The organism is Bradyrhizobium sp. Kon69 (assembly GCF_055807515.1).
The window spans coordinates 61,058-74,304 of record NZ_JBVVOS010000010.1 but is presented as its reverse complement, the minus strand read 5'-3'; the positions used below and the strand labels follow the sequence as shown (position 1 = coordinate 74,304).

14 protein-coding genes and 3 pseudogenes are annotated in these 13,247 nt (G+C 63.5%); 10 read left to right on the top strand and 7 right to left on the bottom strand.

Annotated features, from left to right (window positions below; translation table 11 throughout):
* Nucleotides 1-61 precede the first annotated feature (61 nt).
* The 4 genes and pseudogenes from AC0L3U_RS15255 to ku all read right to left on the bottom strand — a co-directional run bounded on the left by AC0L3U_RS15255 (nt 62) and on the right by ku (nt 2,821).
* Nucleotides 62-760: a GrlR family regulatory protein gene (locus AC0L3U_RS15255; protein WP_473362261.1), complete on the bottom strand. Its 699-nt coding sequence runs from the start codon at nt 758-760 to the stop codon at nt 62-64.
* A 126-nt stretch (nt 761-886) separates the two neighbouring features.
* Entirely contained in the window at nt 887-1,549 is a 663-nt protein-coding gene (locus AC0L3U_RS15250) for an HAD family hydrolase (RefSeq protein WP_473362260.1), read from the bottom strand.
* 1 nt (nt 1,550) lies between these two features.
* Nucleotides 1,551-1,885, bottom strand: a pseudogene (locus tag AC0L3U_RS15245) (hypothetical protein).
* Between the two features lie 6 nt (nt 1,886-1,891).
* On the bottom strand, nt 1,892-2,821 hold the full coding sequence (gene ku / locus AC0L3U_RS15240) for a non-homologous end joining protein Ku (RefSeq protein WP_473362259.1): 930 nt from the start codon (nt 2,819-2,821) through the stop codon (nt 1,892-1,894).
* Nucleotides 2,822-2,990: 169 nt separating this feature from the next.
* On the opposite strand from ku, the gene AC0L3U_RS15235 reads away from it, so the two are divergent.
* The gene (locus AC0L3U_RS15235; RefSeq protein WP_473362258.1) at nt 2,991-3,215 is read left to right on the top strand and encodes a hypothetical protein; all 225 of its coding nucleotides are present in this window, start codon (nt 2,991-2,993) and stop codon (nt 3,213-3,215) included.
* Nucleotide 3,216: 1 nt separating this feature from the next.
* Nucleotides 3,217-3,465 (top strand): hypothetical protein, encoded by a 249-nt coding sequence (locus AC0L3U_RS15230; RefSeq protein ID WP_473362257.1) that lies wholly within the window; start codon nt 3,217-3,219, stop codon nt 3,463-3,465.
* A gap of 42 nt (nt 3,466-3,507) precedes the next feature.
* On the opposite strand, the pseudogene AC0L3U_RS15225 reads toward AC0L3U_RS15230, so the two are convergent.
* Nucleotides 3,508-3,971: pseudogene (locus AC0L3U_RS15225) on the bottom strand (hypothetical protein).
* A 494-nt stretch (nt 3,972-4,465) separates the two neighbouring features.
* On the opposite strand from AC0L3U_RS15225, the gene ligD reads away from it, so the two are divergent.
* Genes ligD through AC0L3U_RS15205 form a run of 4 tightly spaced genes read left to right on the top strand, consistent with a single transcriptional unit; the run spans nt 4,466 to nt 7,519 of the window.
* Nucleotides 4,466-6,283 (top strand): DNA ligase D, encoded by a 1,818-nt coding sequence (ligD, locus tag AC0L3U_RS15220; RefSeq protein ID WP_473362256.1) that lies wholly within the window; start codon nt 4,466-4,468, stop codon nt 6,281-6,283.
* Nucleotides 6,284-6,288: 5 nt separating this feature from the next.
* Complete coding sequence (locus AC0L3U_RS15215) at nt 6,289-6,786, top strand: hypothetical protein (protein WP_473362255.1); 498 nt, start codon at nt 6,289-6,291, stop codon at nt 6,784-6,786.
* A gap of 5 nt (nt 6,787-6,791) precedes the next feature.
* A complete protein-coding gene (locus AC0L3U_RS15210) occupies nt 6,792-7,106 on the top strand; it encodes a type II toxin-antitoxin system VapC family toxin (protein ID WP_473362254.1) in 315 nt (104 codons plus the stop codon).
* Entirely contained in the window at nt 7,103-7,519 is a 417-nt protein-coding gene (locus AC0L3U_RS15205; protein ID WP_473362253.1) for a hypothetical protein, read from the top strand. The genes AC0L3U_RS15210 and AC0L3U_RS15205 overlap by 4 nt, the downstream gene beginning before the upstream one ends.
* 65 nt (nt 7,520-7,584) lie before the next feature.
* Here AC0L3U_RS15205 and AC0L3U_RS15200 read toward each other — a convergent pair.
* Nucleotides 7,585-7,783 (bottom strand): annotated as a pseudogene (locus AC0L3U_RS15200) (hypothetical protein).
* Between the two features lie 586 nt (nt 7,784-8,369).
* Between AC0L3U_RS15200 and AC0L3U_RS15195 the strand changes: the two are divergent.
* Nucleotides 8,370-8,582 carry a hypothetical protein gene (locus AC0L3U_RS15195; protein WP_473362252.1) on the top strand — a complete coding sequence of 71 codons (213 nt, stop codon included), beginning with the start codon at nt 8,370-8,372 and terminating at the stop codon, nt 8,580-8,582.
* A gap of 724 nt (nt 8,583-9,306) precedes the next feature.
* Entirely contained in the window at nt 9,307-10,206 is a 900-nt protein-coding gene (locus tag AC0L3U_RS15190; protein WP_473362372.1) for a 3'-5' exonuclease, read from the top strand.
* Between the two features lie 51 nt (nt 10,207-10,257).
* Here AC0L3U_RS15190 and AC0L3U_RS15185 read toward each other — a convergent pair whose 3' ends face one another.
* Complete coding sequence (locus AC0L3U_RS15185; RefSeq protein ID WP_354161654.1) at nt 10,258-10,443, bottom strand: DUF3606 domain-containing protein; 186 nt, start codon at nt 10,441-10,443, stop codon at nt 10,258-10,260.
* A gap of 554 nt (nt 10,444-10,997) precedes the next feature.
* Here AC0L3U_RS15185 and AC0L3U_RS15180 point away from each other — a divergent pair.
* Nucleotides 10,998-12,680, top strand: a complete 1,683-nt coding sequence (locus AC0L3U_RS15180; RefSeq protein ID WP_473362251.1) for a PHP domain-containing protein — start codon at nt 10,998-11,000, stop codon at nt 12,678-12,680.
* Nucleotides 12,680-13,243, top strand: coding sequence for an MOSC domain-containing protein (locus AC0L3U_RS15175; RefSeq protein ID WP_473362250.1), 564 nt, complete (start codon nt 12,680-12,682; stop codon nt 13,241-13,243). The genes AC0L3U_RS15180 and AC0L3U_RS15175 overlap by 1 nt, the downstream gene beginning before the upstream one ends.
* Nucleotides 13,244-13,247 lie beyond the last annotated feature (4 nt).

Sequence of the window (13,247 nt, the reverse complement as noted above, 5' to 3'; positions counted from 1 at the left end):
TTCGCCGCTTGGTTGATCTCAAGCTGCAGCGGCCTTACCCGACCACGAACTGAACTCTTGATCAGATCCTGTGCAGGAGCTTCATCTCGGCCGCCAGCTGGAAACTTCGTTTTCCGGCCAGCGCCGTCGCCTCCCAAATCGCGCCGTTGGCCTCCCAACTGCCCGAAAAGCCAATGCCCACTTCGTACCCGCCGAAGATCGCGTCGCGAGCAGCCGTGTGTTCCTGGTTGACGATTTCACCGCGCCAGCGGTTGTCCGCAGAGGAGTAAGAGCCGAGATAGTAGAAGAAGGCGTCTCCGCCCAGCATGCGGCCGTCCTCCAGCAGCATCACACCGGTCAGTCCGCCATCAATCCCATCGAGCGCGCGGATGCGCAGCCCGTAAAGGCCATTTGGGATGCCGCCGTTGCCGACCTTTCCTGGCGGCGGCAACGACTCGTCATCCAAGCTCGTCATCACGGAATGCATCACTTGATCAGGGAGCCGGACCGGAGAGGCATCGAAGTGATAGGAATCACCAACCGCACGGCCCCGCAGGATCAGCTCGTCATCGTCCGCACCATAGAGCTGCCGCACCTCGGGATTGAGGGCATGGCGCTGTCCGGCTACGCGACCGACGATCACGCCGTTGATCTCTTCGTAGCTCCCGACGTGGGCGAAAGCCGAGTTTCCGCCCAGCATGCGGCCACCGCGGACATGCATGACGCTACGGTTCAGTACAGAACCAGCGCGATACTCGCATTTGTACAATCCGTCGAACAAAACACCCTGTCCCCGCTACGTGTAGCGTATTGTAGCCGGTCAGATGGTACGCGAAAAGGCGGCTCGGTACAGCAAGAGCAAACCGCCGCCTCAAGGCTCGCGTTGATCAAACCCTCCACATCGTACTCATCTTGCGAGGAGCGAATCCCCGAAGCAGGCAAGCAGGGCGGCCGGGCCGGGGTATACCTGGACACATCCAGCCTGCCTCAGCGAACTCTCGGTGAAGCCGCCGCACAGCACGCCGACGATATTGATCTTCGCTTTCCTCGCCGCTTCCGCATCGTAGGGGGTGTCACCGATCGCCACAGCATCGTGGCCCTCGACCCCAAGCTTCTTTAGGACCGCTTCGAAGATGTCGGGAGCCGGCTTCGATTCCTGGACATCGTCCGACGAGGTCGTCACGTCGACCAGGTCGCCGATGCCCGCGATGTCGAGATACTTGGCCAATTCATCCTTCTTGGCGGAGGAGGCGACGGCAATCCGCACGCCGGCATCCCTGACGCGCCGCAACAGATCGGGGACCGCCGAGAATGGGCGAACCAGCGGCAGATACTGGGACTTGAAGCGGTGGCTGCGCCATTCCTCCATTTCGTTGCCGTGGTCCCGCTGGGCTTCTTCGGACAGGAAGTGCGGAATCAGCTTGTCGCCGCCCTTGCCAATCTGGCCTCTCGCCTGCTCGAAGCTGACATCGTGGCCGAATTTGACCATCGCTTCGTGCCAGGAGAGGGCGTGGAGATCGACCGAATCCAAGAGCGTCCCGTCCACATCGAAAATTGCAGCTTTGGTCAATTCAGGATCCTCCCGAGCTTGAGCGACTGATCTTCGCGTACCATTCGGCGTAGGTCGTGTTTTTGGCCATGTGCCGGTTGAGATCCGGTGCGCCGTCTTCCCACCAGACGGGGCCTCTCTCACCGAGCTCGCGTTTTGCCTTGTCCACTGCCTTATGCGCGGCGGCCTCCGCCTCGGGGCCTGCGTCTGCTTGGCGTTGGCGACCGCGCGACGGGCCGTCATCAGATGGCCGACGAGACCGGTCCGCTCCGCTTCACCGAGGCCACGGTTGGCCATGCGCCACAACCTGCCACGGACGACGAAGTAGCGACCGTCGGGCGTCACCGGATACTTCACGTTAGATCAGGCCGACTTGCGCCGCGCCCCTGATGCCGGCTTCTTCGCCGCCGCTTCCTTAGCCGACTTCTTACCGGCGATCGGCATCAGCATCTCCTTCTGAGCCGCCGCAGCTTTCTTCGTCTTCTTGGCAGGCTTTTTCGGAGCCTCGGTCTTGGCTGCTGCGCCGCCGACGCTCTTGCGTAGCGCGTCCATCAGATCGACGACGTTCTCGCCTTTCGGCCGATCCTTGGGCACGATCGGCTTGCCGGCACGCTTCTGGTTGATGAGCTCGATCAGCGCGGTCTCATAGTGGTCCTCGAACTTCTCCGGCTCGAAGCTGCCCGCTTTCTGGTTCACGATGTGCCTGGCGAGATCGAGCATGTCCTTCGTGACCTTCACATCCTGGATCTCGTCGAAATACTCCTGTTCGCTGCGGACTTCGTACGGGTAGCGCAGCAGCGTGCCGACGAGACCCTTGTCCATCGGCTCGAGCGCGATGATGTGTTCGCGGTTGGTCAGCACCACCCGCCCGATAGCGACCTTGTTCATCTCGCGGATGGTCTCGCGGATGACCGCGAAGGCGTCGTGGCCGACTTTTCCGTCCGGACGGATGTAGTAGGGGCGGATCAGGTAGCGCGGATCGATGTCGGTCTTGTCGACGAACTCGTCGATCTCGATGGTACGCGTGGATTCCAGCGCGATCTCCTCGAGCTCCTCCTTGGAGACCTCGATGAACTGGTCCTTCTCGAGCTGGTAGCCCTTGACGATGTCCTCGTTGGGCACCTCGTCGCCGGTGTCGGCGTCGACCTTCAGGTACTTGATACGATGGCCGGTCTGCCGGTTCAGCTGATTGAAGGAGATCTTCTCGCTCTCCGACGTCGCCGGGTAGAGCGCGACCGGACAGGTGACGAGAGACAGCCGAAGGAAGCCTTTCCAGTTCGCGCGGGGGGCCATGATTACGCAACGCTCCAGGTACGGGGACTTGGACTCAAGACGAACGGCGCGACACAGTTCCGACTCTGCCCGCAGGCGTCCACCGCCAAATTGAGGACACTCCCGTCAAGCGCCCGGCGGACGTGGCGGGCAGTCTTGACTCTTACGAACAAAATGAGAACATGCGCCGATGACCCAACCCATGGCATCCGGACCGGCCGGCTTCGACTTGGAGGACGCCGCCGACCAGGCGATTGCGGCCTGTGGGGGCGACGCTCGGGAAGCTCTCAAGGCACTCATCATCGCGAATGGCTTCCTCGAGGCGCAGGTCGAAGAGCTGCGGGCTTCGATTTCTGCCGGCTACTCGCGCGGCCGGTTCGACGTACCGCGCGACCGAAAGGATTGGTACGACTGACATGCCCGCGGTCACCTACTATGTGGCTCTGCCGTTCCTCCCTTCGGATGACGGTGTCGCTGCCGGCAAGGCCGTGGAGTGCTTCAATCCCAACGGCGCCGTGATGAAAGCCGAGGCGCTTTCGCGAAAGCTTGGCATTGTCGACGCGGTGGCCTTCAGCCGCAGCGGGGATCCGGCTACAGGCGAATTCGGAGACGCAACCGTGATCCGCAAGTTCGGCCACGTGCCGGACGACCTGAGCACCTTATGAAGGGACGCGCGGAGATGTTCTGCGCGGAGCCCCGCAAGGCAATTACCTCCCGCTGAGCGACAGGCTCATACGAGTGACGGTGTTGTCCCAGGCGCGCTCCTCTTCTGCGGGATAGTTGATCAGGACGCAATGGATCAGCCGCCCTGAGAAGTTGCAGCGGTTGTACCAAACCTTGTCACCCTTGTAGCTCGATACTGCAAAGAACCGTGGTGTCACCGCTTGTACTGAATGCGTGAAGGCGGATGCTTTTTCGCGAGAAAGGCTGCGGGGGAATCGTTCTCGACGTTAGACGCGGCCTGGATTGTGAGGTCGGCGCGCCCGTCGGCCGTTCGGAACCGTTGCCCGTAGCCGTCGGGTCCACCAGCTTCTTCCGTGAAGATCGAAGATGGAAAATCCATTGAGGTACCGGTCTGGGGAATGGTGTACTTGGTCCATCGCACCGGCTGCGCCGAGGCCGTCGCTGTCGAGACGACAAGTGCCAATGCGAGAGCGCTCGTCGATTTCATCGCACTTCCCTCCGACTATCACGGAGCAAAAAGCCGGAAAGTCAATTACGTTCCAGACGCCTGATGTGGTGGATTGAAGCGCGCGAGCTACTCGCCTTCCTCGTGGGGACCATTCGGATCGAGCGGGTCAGCCTGGTCTACCGGCGGGCGAGAACCCACCTCGAAAGGCGACGGTAATCGCGCGTTCGGTTCTTTGGCCGCGTTGTGTCAGGCAGCGCGCAGCGGCGACGTTGGTCGACGGAGCCGGCCGGCCTCCTCCGCCTGGCACCTCGGACACTTGAACTGGATTTCGCGTAACGCGAAAGCAGACCTTTGGATGTTTGCCGCCATAGGCCATGCACCGCATTGGGGACATTTCTCCAGCAGGGTCTCCGATTCTATCATCGCACCGCTCCTACCCGCGCCCACAGCCGCCAACGCTCGGAGACAACCCGCGTTCCGAACGGGTCCTCAGCGAGACACGGAACGAATCAGGGCGACGGCGTTGAATCGGCATGTGTGCCGTGGCGTTGCGTCAGTCTCGTTCGGGAGTATCGCGTGTCCACGGCGCCATCAAAGTTGCTATCCCTGGTTACATCGAGCCGTGTGATCCCACATTGCGGGAGAAGCCGCCTCGCGGCGAAGAGTGGGTCTACGAGATCAAGGCCGACGGTTACCGTGCGCAACTGCATCTTGAAGCTCGCGACATCAAAGTCTATTCGCGCACGGGCCTAGATTGGACCGAACAGTTCTCCTCGATCGCAGCGAGCGCCGAGCTGCTCAAGGCAAACAGCGCGATCATCGACGGCGAAGCGGTGGTGTACGGCAGTGGCGGCTTGCCAGACTTCCAGCAGCTCAGGAGAGAGCTCGGCCGAAAGCGCAGCAAGCGTGTGCGGTACCACGCCTTCGATCTCCTGTACCTCGACGGATACGATCTGCGTGGCGCCGCGTACGAGGACCGCAAGCGCCTGCTGCAGCGGCTCCTGAAGGACGCACCCGAAACCTTTATGTACGTTGAAGCACTGGCGGCGGACGGCAACGAGGTCTTCGAGAAAGCGTGCGAACTGGGGCTCGAAGGCCTGGTCGCCAAACGGCTCGGCGAACCCTATCGCTCGGGGCGGCAGGAGAGCTGGATCAAGCTCAAATGCAAGAAGAGCGAGAGCTTTCCGGTCGTCGCGTTCGTGGAGAAATTAGGCGCGCGTCCGCGCAAGGTGGCCTCGCTCTACATCGGCCGGCGCGAGAACGGCAACCTGCTCTACGCCGGCAAGGTGCGTACCGGCTACACCGAGACGACGGCGCGCGAACTGCGCGAGCGGCTTGATCCATTGATCCGCAAGGCTTCTCCGCTCGATGTGGCGGTCAAAAAGCCGAAGGCGACCTGGGTCGAGCCGACCCTTGAAATCGAGGTTCAATATGGCGCGCGGACCGATGATGGCTTGCTCCGAGAGGCCGTATTCAAGGGCTTTCGCGATGATCTTGCGGTGCGCAAGGTTAGGGCGCCGCGACTGGTGCCCTCCGTGGCCGGCCGGCCGAAGCTGGGCGTGCCCCGAGAGAACATTCTGCAGCTTCTGCCCGAAGCGGTTGCGCCCTCGAAAGAACAACTCGCCGACTACTGGCGCAGGGTGTGGAAGAAGGCGCTGCCGCACCTCGGGCATCGCCCGCTCAAGCTAGTGCGTCACGTGCACGGCACGACCTTCTATCACAAGGGGCCGCTGCCGAAGGACATTCCGGCCGCCGTGCACCAGCTCCGCATTCAGAAGCGCGAGGGCGGCCAAGGCACTCGCCTGTGGGTCGACAGCCTCGATGGTTTCCTTGGGCTGGTCGAGATCGGGGCCGTCGAGTTGCACCCATGGAATGCGACCGTCGAGGACTTCGAACATGCCGACCGCATCGTGATCGATCTGGATCCCGGCGAGGGCGTCGACTGGGATGCCGTCGTGGAGACCGCGCTCGATCTGCGCGCGCTGATGAAACGAGAAGGTTTCGAGACCTGGCCCAAGCTCACCGGCGGCAAAGGTATTCATCTGATGGCGCCACTGGATGAGCCGATGCTGCACGACACGGCGCATCGGGTTGCGCATCAGCTGGTCTCCGTCCTCGCAACGCGCCATCCAGACCGCTACCTCCTGTCTGCGCAGGCGAAGCGTCGCGATCGCATCTTTCTCGATTATCTGCGCAATGGCCGCGGCACCACGGCGATCGGCACCTATTCCCCGCGAGCGCGTGAGGGATTTCCGATCGCAGCGCCCGTGACCTGGAAGCGCATCGAGAGCGGGATCGCGCCGGACGCCTTCGCCATCGAGAGTCCATTCCGCGTTAAGCCAAGGAGCTGAGCCGCATGTCGGATGCATTCGATCGATGGGTGGAATGGCGCCACAAACCTCCCCGTGACAGGCGGAGCATTCCTGCCGAACTCTACGCCGCGGTGATGTCGCTGCCTGAGGCCGATCGTTCCGACCGGCAGAGGGTGAACGAGGTGGTCCGCCACCATGACGAGGCGCGCCGCGAGGGCAGAACCGTATGGCTGTACATCGACGATTACCGGGACGGCAGAACGCGCGCGGCCGGCGAGCCCGGATGGATAAGGGTGTTTGCGTCTGCCGACGTCGCCGAGAGGTGGTTCAAGGAAAATGACCCTGAAGGCGTGGCCTGGGAATACGAAGTGGGAGGCGGTCGGGCCCGAGGATCGGTTTGGCTCTACTCGCACGATCCGGAGTCCAGGGAGGTTGGCGACGTCGATTGGGTCAGGCTCTTTGCCTCGCAAGGGTGTGCGGAAAAGTGGGTTGAGCAGAACGATCCGACGGGTAAGATTTGGGAGTACCCGGTTCAGGAGTGACGCGCATGAGTGCGTTTGTTGACACCTCCGTCTGGTTCGCCGCCGCCGCCAAGCGGGATGCTCAGAATGAGCGCGCCAAGTCTATCCTTCGCAGCATCGACCAGCATCTCACGACGGACCTGGTGCTGGCTGAAACGTGGCAGCTTCTAAAAGCCCAATTCGGCAGCGACATTGCGGAGATATTCTGGGACCGGCTGCGCGACGGGGGAGTTCGGATCGAACCCATTGTCCGCGCTGATCTGGATGCGGCTGCGGAGGTACAGGCGAGCTCTCCCGGAGAGGGTTGTTTTCCTTCGTTGATCGGACGAGTTTTGCGATGATGGAGCGCATCGGGATCACCCAGGCAGCGACCTTCAACCCGGACTTCGCCGCGTACCGACCCCGCCGCGGTCGCAAGCGACCGTTCCAGATCCTCAGCGAAGGCCACAGCCAGGTCTTCATGGCGCTCAGACAAGCGATCCTTGAACGGCGGCCGGTTCACGTGAGTGATGGCAGCAAGCGCCAGACGGTCTGCCCGTACCCTCTGGGCCACGCCGCCGGTGAGGAGCGCGCATTCGCCCTCCTTGTGGAGGCGAGTTCGAGCACGAAGCGTCCGGTCAAAGCCAGCTGGATCTGCCTTCGGTTGTCGAAGATTGAGGAAGTTCGCTTCGCCGATGAGCCTTGGATCGAGCAAGACTACCCGGGACCGGTGCAACGATGTGTCGATAAGGTGAACCTGGACGCGAGACCGTAGTTCGCGGCACAAGCCTCGACCAATTGAGGCCGGTGTAGCGGGGCGCCGGCGCCCTCGAGAGCAGGTCAATTCCGCAGGATCGGCGCCTCGCGAAGTGCACTCCCGCCGATCTGCTTCAGCCCGTCAACCGATGTCGCCCTTGGTGGCGGCTTCGAGGATCATGGAGGCCACGTGGGTGCGGGCAGAGGTCTCGTAGCGTGACACGCTCTCGCACACCTCGTCGAGGACCGCGCGCAACAGCGCGGTGGTTTCAGCATCGAACATTGGAGGTCTCCCCCAGCGAAAGCAGCATTCTGCCTGAACCCGGCCAGCCGGGGATTCACGCAAGTTACGGTCAACGAAAAATTCTGCGAGAGGACTGGGAAGAATGAGCGTGGCCCCGCCGTTTTGGGGGCTGGGGGGCTTGAGGGCGGAGCCACGCAGGCCGTGCATTCGCGCGGGCCCACCACATCAACGGCATCCGGCCGAGCCCGTTCCATGCTCGACATCAAGACCGCGCGCAGCTCGAACGCCTACGGCTCCGGAGGCCGCAGCGGACCGTCCGCCCATTTGCGGGCGGCGGGGTCGTGTAGCGGGTCATCGTTGCAATGGGTGCACACGTACCGCGGCGGCCGTTCTGAAGCTTCCTCGGACACAGCTTTCATCGGCTTGCCGCACGTCGGGCACGCCTTCCGGACCGGATGGAGCATGGCCATCTGTTTTTCCCCTGCGATGGCACTCTAGTTCAGCCGAGATTGCGAGCTCAAGCTGGCCGACAAAAATTAGGTCGGGTTCACGCACTGTTGCGCGCCTTCTTGACTCCGTCGCCGCACAGCACTCAAGTCTGGGCGGTGATGTTGAGGAGCGTGTCATGGAGCAGGAGTTCTACCGGGGTCTGGCCCAAAGGGTCCGGCGTATGGCCGAGAAGGCTGATCCGTTCACCCGGCGTCGTCTCCTGGATCTCGCCAAGCGGTATGACAGCAGGGGAGGTCAGCCCTCGGCATCCGGACCGAGCGAGCGGCCGCTGCCGACGCCTCGCACAACGCCGCATGCAGCGACTTTCTCTGGACCCGGCGAGGCCTGACGCTCCCAGCCTGTCGTTGATGGTGCCGCACCGCGCACCCGATGAAGCCTGGCAGCCGTCCCGCAGTGCGCGAAGAGTGCCGCCTCCCGTGGACCAAGCTCACATACCCAGCCGGTGGTCCTGCCCTCACCGGCGAGGATTTGATGCCGTGAGCGAGTGCGGCATCGCGTTTCCCCCTGAACTCGCTCCTAGCGCCTTGGAAGGGGGTGGGGGAAGGCGCTGCGCCTTGAACCGGCAACGAGCTGCCGCGTAGGCCACCCTTCCGGCACGTTGTGCTCGGCAGCCCCGCGCAGGGAGTTGAGTTCTGACCACGCGAGCGCGGCAGTGATCCATCTCTGCCGCTCTGCGCCCTTTGCTTCGGCGGCAAGCTTCATCGCCGCGGCGGCCTCGCGCTTGGGGTCGTACTCGAGATCCATGGATAGAAGTATAGCTGCAGATCGTAAACGATCACGCACCAGTGGGACCGTAGCAATCCGGGGTCGGCAACCATACGCAGATGCTGTCGAGCCTTCCGCAGATGCCCCGCCCGATCCGCCTCATTCATAGGCGGGGACCTCCAGAGCGCTCGTGATCGAGGCCTGCGCGAACGTCCCGCAAGCGAATCCAACTGCACCGACACTCCCGAAAAGCCCGTGAATTGCTTTGTCTTTCAGATATCTCGTGCCGGGAGCTCCCGATATTGTGGGGCCTCACGGGACTACCTCATCGGCTCACACGAGAAGAGATGTTTCAAGACGCATCGGATCTGGCCGCGATGGCCGAGGCACTAGGCCGATCGAGCGACTACCGGGTGCTGCGCCGCCTGGTGCCGCGTCCGACGTCCATACCGGCCTCCGGACAGGAAACCAAGATCGGCATCCTGCTCGACACCGAAACCACCGGCCTCGACCACCGCAAGGACGAACTCATCGAGCTCGGCATGGTCAAGTTCGGCTACACGCCGGACGGGCGCGTCATTGAGGTCAGGGAGACGTTCTCCGCCTTCAATGAGCCGTCCGAGCCGATCCCGGCCGAGATCACGGCGCTTACTGGCATCACCGACGAAATGGTGGCTGGCCACAAAATCGACGAGGCAGCCGTGAACGCCTTCGTCGACGACTCCGTGGTCGTCGTCATTGCGCACAACAGCGGGTTTGATCGCAAATTTTCCGAGCGCTACTGGCCCGTCTTCGAGCGGAAGGCGTGGGCATGCTCCGCGACCGAGGTCGATTGGCGGCAGCACGGCTTCCATGGAGCGAAGCTCGGCTACCTTCTGAATGGCGCCGGCTATTTCTACCAGGCGCACCGCGCGGTTGACGACTGTCACGCGCTGCTCGAGATCTTGGACTTCGACCTACCAACGACCGGCGCGCCCGCGCTCGCCGTCCTGCTCGAGACCGCACGACAGAAAACCGTCCGGATCTGGGCCGAACAGTCGCCGTTCGAACTCAAGGATTCGCTGAAGCGCCGCGGCTATCGCTGGAGCGACGGCACGGACGGTCGCCCAAAGTCCTGGTACGTCGACGTCCGCGAGTCCGCGCTGGACACCGAGCTCGCGTTTCTCCGGACCGAGATCTACCTGCGCGACGTAGAGCCGCGCCTGCAGACGCTGACCGCCTTCACCCGCTTCTCCTCCCGCGTTTAAGCGGCCAGCTTGGGAGCAGGCCGCCTCTGGATTGGGGCGAGAGCGCGGGCCTCAGCGGCCGAGACGCTTCTCGACCCGTTTGCGGGAATTCCCGACTTTCTTGACCGCTTTCTTGACGGCGGAGACCGATCGGCCGGTCTTCTTCGCCTCATACCCGACCTCGTACTTCTGTCCGCCGGCGACGCGCGCCCGGTCCTGCTTGCGTCCTCGCGCGGTCTTCTTCTTCGCGGCTGCCATCGGCACCTCCTTCTGCGAATCTGATGGCGGTGCAACGCCCTAAGGATTCCGGAGGTTCCGCAAGCTCCTCGCTGTTGCCATAAGCCCTCAGACCGTGAGTGACGTACCCGTCTCTGCTTCATATTCGAACAGCGAGAGGCTATGCGATCTATCCGCGAACGTTTGGCATCGCGCCCACGCACTGGGTTCCTAATGGACGAGCCGAACCGGCCTCCAGTCCCGACCGTTGCCGACCGAACCATCGGCCGTGGCCTGCGTTTACCTAGATCATGTCTGACGCATTTGATTACTTCCGCGCCTACGCCGTGCGGGCTCTTTGCAAAGCGCGGTCGATGCCGCGGGGCAGGATGAAGCATCTGCAGCTGCTGGCCGGGCGGATCTATAATCTTCTCAAGAAAGAGGCCGCTTACGGCCCGAATGCGCAGCACCTTGAAGACTTCCGGGCAGCCCAGAGGCTGGAGAGGTCTCTCGACCGTCCGCCTGGCGAAGGCTCGGGCGCTGGGACTCGCTTTAGTCCGCCGAGGTCGCAGGACGCGGGACGGGAGGCTTGTTGAGTGCCTTCCCTCGACACCCGTGGTGTAGCAAACCTGCTGCGGGAATATGCGCAGCGCACCGCCTTGCGCGGCGGCAACCCCTACCGGGCAAAAGCCTATTCCAGGGCCGCCGACAGCCTGGCAGCCCTTGCCGTTCCTCTGCATCTGCTGATTGCGGAAGATCGGCTCAAGGAGATCCCTGGCGTCGGCGAGGCGATCGCCGACATTATTGCCAAGCTTCACAAGACGGGCTCTCATCGGACCCTTGAAAAGCTCCGGAAGGAGATACCCGAGGGCGTGCTCGAGATGCTCGCCGTTCCCGGCCTCCGCCCCGAGAAGGTGCTGCGGCTCTACAAGGATCTCGCCATCACTTCGCTCGCGGAGTTGGAGGCCGCCGCCAAGGACGACCGCATCAAGAAGGCCAAAGGCCTCGGCGCGGCGCTGCAAGCCAAGATATTGCAGAACCTGGCGATCGCAAAAGTCGGAGAAGGCCGCCTCCACCTGCACCGTGCCGCCGCCCTGCTCGCGCACGCCAAGGACTCGCTGCGCAAGGCTCGGCCGGAGCTCAAGCGCGTGACGATCGCAGGCGACTTCCGCCGCGGCTGCGAACTCGTCGGCGACCTCACGATCGTCGCGGAGGCTCCCAAGCTCGACAAGACCTCGAAGGCATCCGCTGCGGACGGACTGCAAATCCGCCTGTCCGACCGCAAGCACTTCGGCGCCGCCCTTCTTTTCGGCACCGGCTCAGCCGCTCACATCGAGAGGCTCCAGGCTTTGGCCGCGGAGAAAGGAATGCGGCTGGAGAGCGACGGGCTGCACAAGGGCCGCACCCTGATCGCCGCCGACGAGGTCCAGATCTATAGTGCCCTCGGTCTGCCGTTCATCGATCCTGAACTCCGTGAGGGCCGCGGCGAGGTCGAGCTCGCCCTGAAGGGCAAGTTACCGAAGCTCGTCACCGACAAGGACCTGCGCGGAATCCTTCATTGCCACACCGATGCCTCCGACGGCACGGAGAGCTTGGACACGATGGCCAAGGCCACGCGCCAGCGCGGCTTCGAGTATTTCGGCGTCGCCGACCACTCCAAGTCCGCGCACTACGCGGGCGGCCTCTCGGAGGAAGAGATCAGGCAGCAGCACCGGGACGCCGACCGGTTGAATAAGCGCTTCGGCAAGGATTTCCGGATCCTGAAAGGCATCGAGTCCGACATTCTGGCCGACGGCTCGCTCGACTATGCGGACGACGTGCTGCAGCGCTTCGACTTCGTGGTCGCGAGCGTCCACGGCCGATTCAAACTCGACTCCAAGGCGCAGACGCAGCGCCTGCTTCGTGCGATCTCCGATCCCCACACCACCATCATAGGCCATATGACCGGGCGGCAGCTGCAGCGGCGGCCGGGCTACGAAATCGACATCGAGAAGGTGTTGCGGGCATGCGCTAGGCATGACGTCGTCGTCGAGATCAATGCCCACCCTTGGCGGCTCGACCTGGATTGGCGCTGGCACCAGGCTGCCCTCGAGTTCGGCTGCATGATGAGCATCAATCCGGACGCGCACTCGATCCCCGAGCTCGACCACATGCACTGGGGTGTCGAGATGGCCCGGAAGGGCGGCGTCCCCGCCGACCGGGTCCTGAACGCGATGGCCCTTCCGGAGATCACGCGCTACCTCCGCCAGAAGCGGCGCTCGGTCGCCCGGGCGGCCTGATGCCGCAGGCGCACGATCTCTCGCTGCAGGGAAGGGTGGTGGCGGTCGCCGCCGACCCGGGGCACAACTTCAGCAAACCGCCCCAGGACCGCATCGTCCTGGTGGAAGGCCACGGCGTCGAAGGCGACGCCCACGCCGGCCCATTCGTCCGGCACCGCTATCTCGCCCGCCGCCGGCCAGGCCTGGCCAATCTCCGGCAGGTCCACCTGATCCCGTCCGAGCTCTTCGCCTCCCTCTCGGACGCGGGCTTCGAGGTACGGCCGGGAGAGCTCGGCGAGAACATCACCACTGCCGGTCTGGACCTTGAGCGGATGCCGCTCGGGACGCTCATCGAGCTTGGACCAACGGCCATCGTGGAACTGACCGGCCTCCGGACGCCTTGCGTTCTGATCGACCGCTTCCACCCCGGCCTTAAGCAACAGGTGCTCTCGTCGGCGGAAACGGGCCCTCCGTTCAAATCTGGGGTGCTGGGTGTGGTACGGGCCGGCGGGATGGTCGCGGCTGGTGATACCGCGCGGGCTCGCCCTCCGTCCTCCTCGTTTCGGCCTCTGCCGGCCGTGTAGAAAG

Coding starts and splice junctions, on each gene's coding strand:
- ku (WP_473362259.1), bottom strand. CDS start 2,821: ATGGCCCCCCGCGCGAACTGGAAAGGCTTCCTTCGGCTGTCTCTCGTC.
- AC0L3U_RS15235 (WP_473362258.1), top strand. CDS start 2,991: ATGACCCAACCCATGGCATCCGGACCGGCCGGCTTCGACTTGGAGGAC.
- AC0L3U_RS15230 (WP_473362257.1), top strand. CDS start 3,217: ATGCCCGCGGTCACCTACTATGTGGCTCTGCCGTTCCTCCCTTCGGAT.
- ligD (WP_473362256.1), top strand. CDS start 4,466: ATGTGTGCCGTGGCGTTGCGTCAGTCTCGTTCGGGAGTATCGCGTGTC.
- AC0L3U_RS15215 (WP_473362255.1), top strand. CDS start 6,289: ATGTCGGATGCATTCGATCGATGGGTGGAATGGCGCCACAAACCTCCC.
- AC0L3U_RS15210 (WP_473362254.1), top strand. CDS start 6,792: ATGAGTGCGTTTGTTGACACCTCCGTCTGGTTCGCCGCCGCCGCCAAG.
- AC0L3U_RS15205 (WP_473362253.1), top strand. CDS start 7,103: ATGATGGAGCGCATCGGGATCACCCAGGCAGCGACCTTCAACCCGGAC.
- AC0L3U_RS15195 (WP_473362252.1), top strand. CDS start 8,370: ATGGAGCAGGAGTTCTACCGGGGTCTGGCCCAAAGGGTCCGGCGTATG.
- AC0L3U_RS15190 (WP_473362372.1), top strand. CDS start 9,307: ATGTTTCAAGACGCATCGGATCTGGCCGCGATGGCCGAGGCACTAGGC.
- AC0L3U_RS15185 (WP_354161654.1), bottom strand. CDS start 10,443: ATGGCAGCCGCGAAGAAGAAGACCGCGCGAGGACGCAAGCAGGACCGG.
- AC0L3U_RS15175 (WP_473362250.1), top strand. CDS start 12,680: ATGCCGCAGGCGCACGATCTCTCGCTGCAGGGAAGGGTGGTGGCGGTC.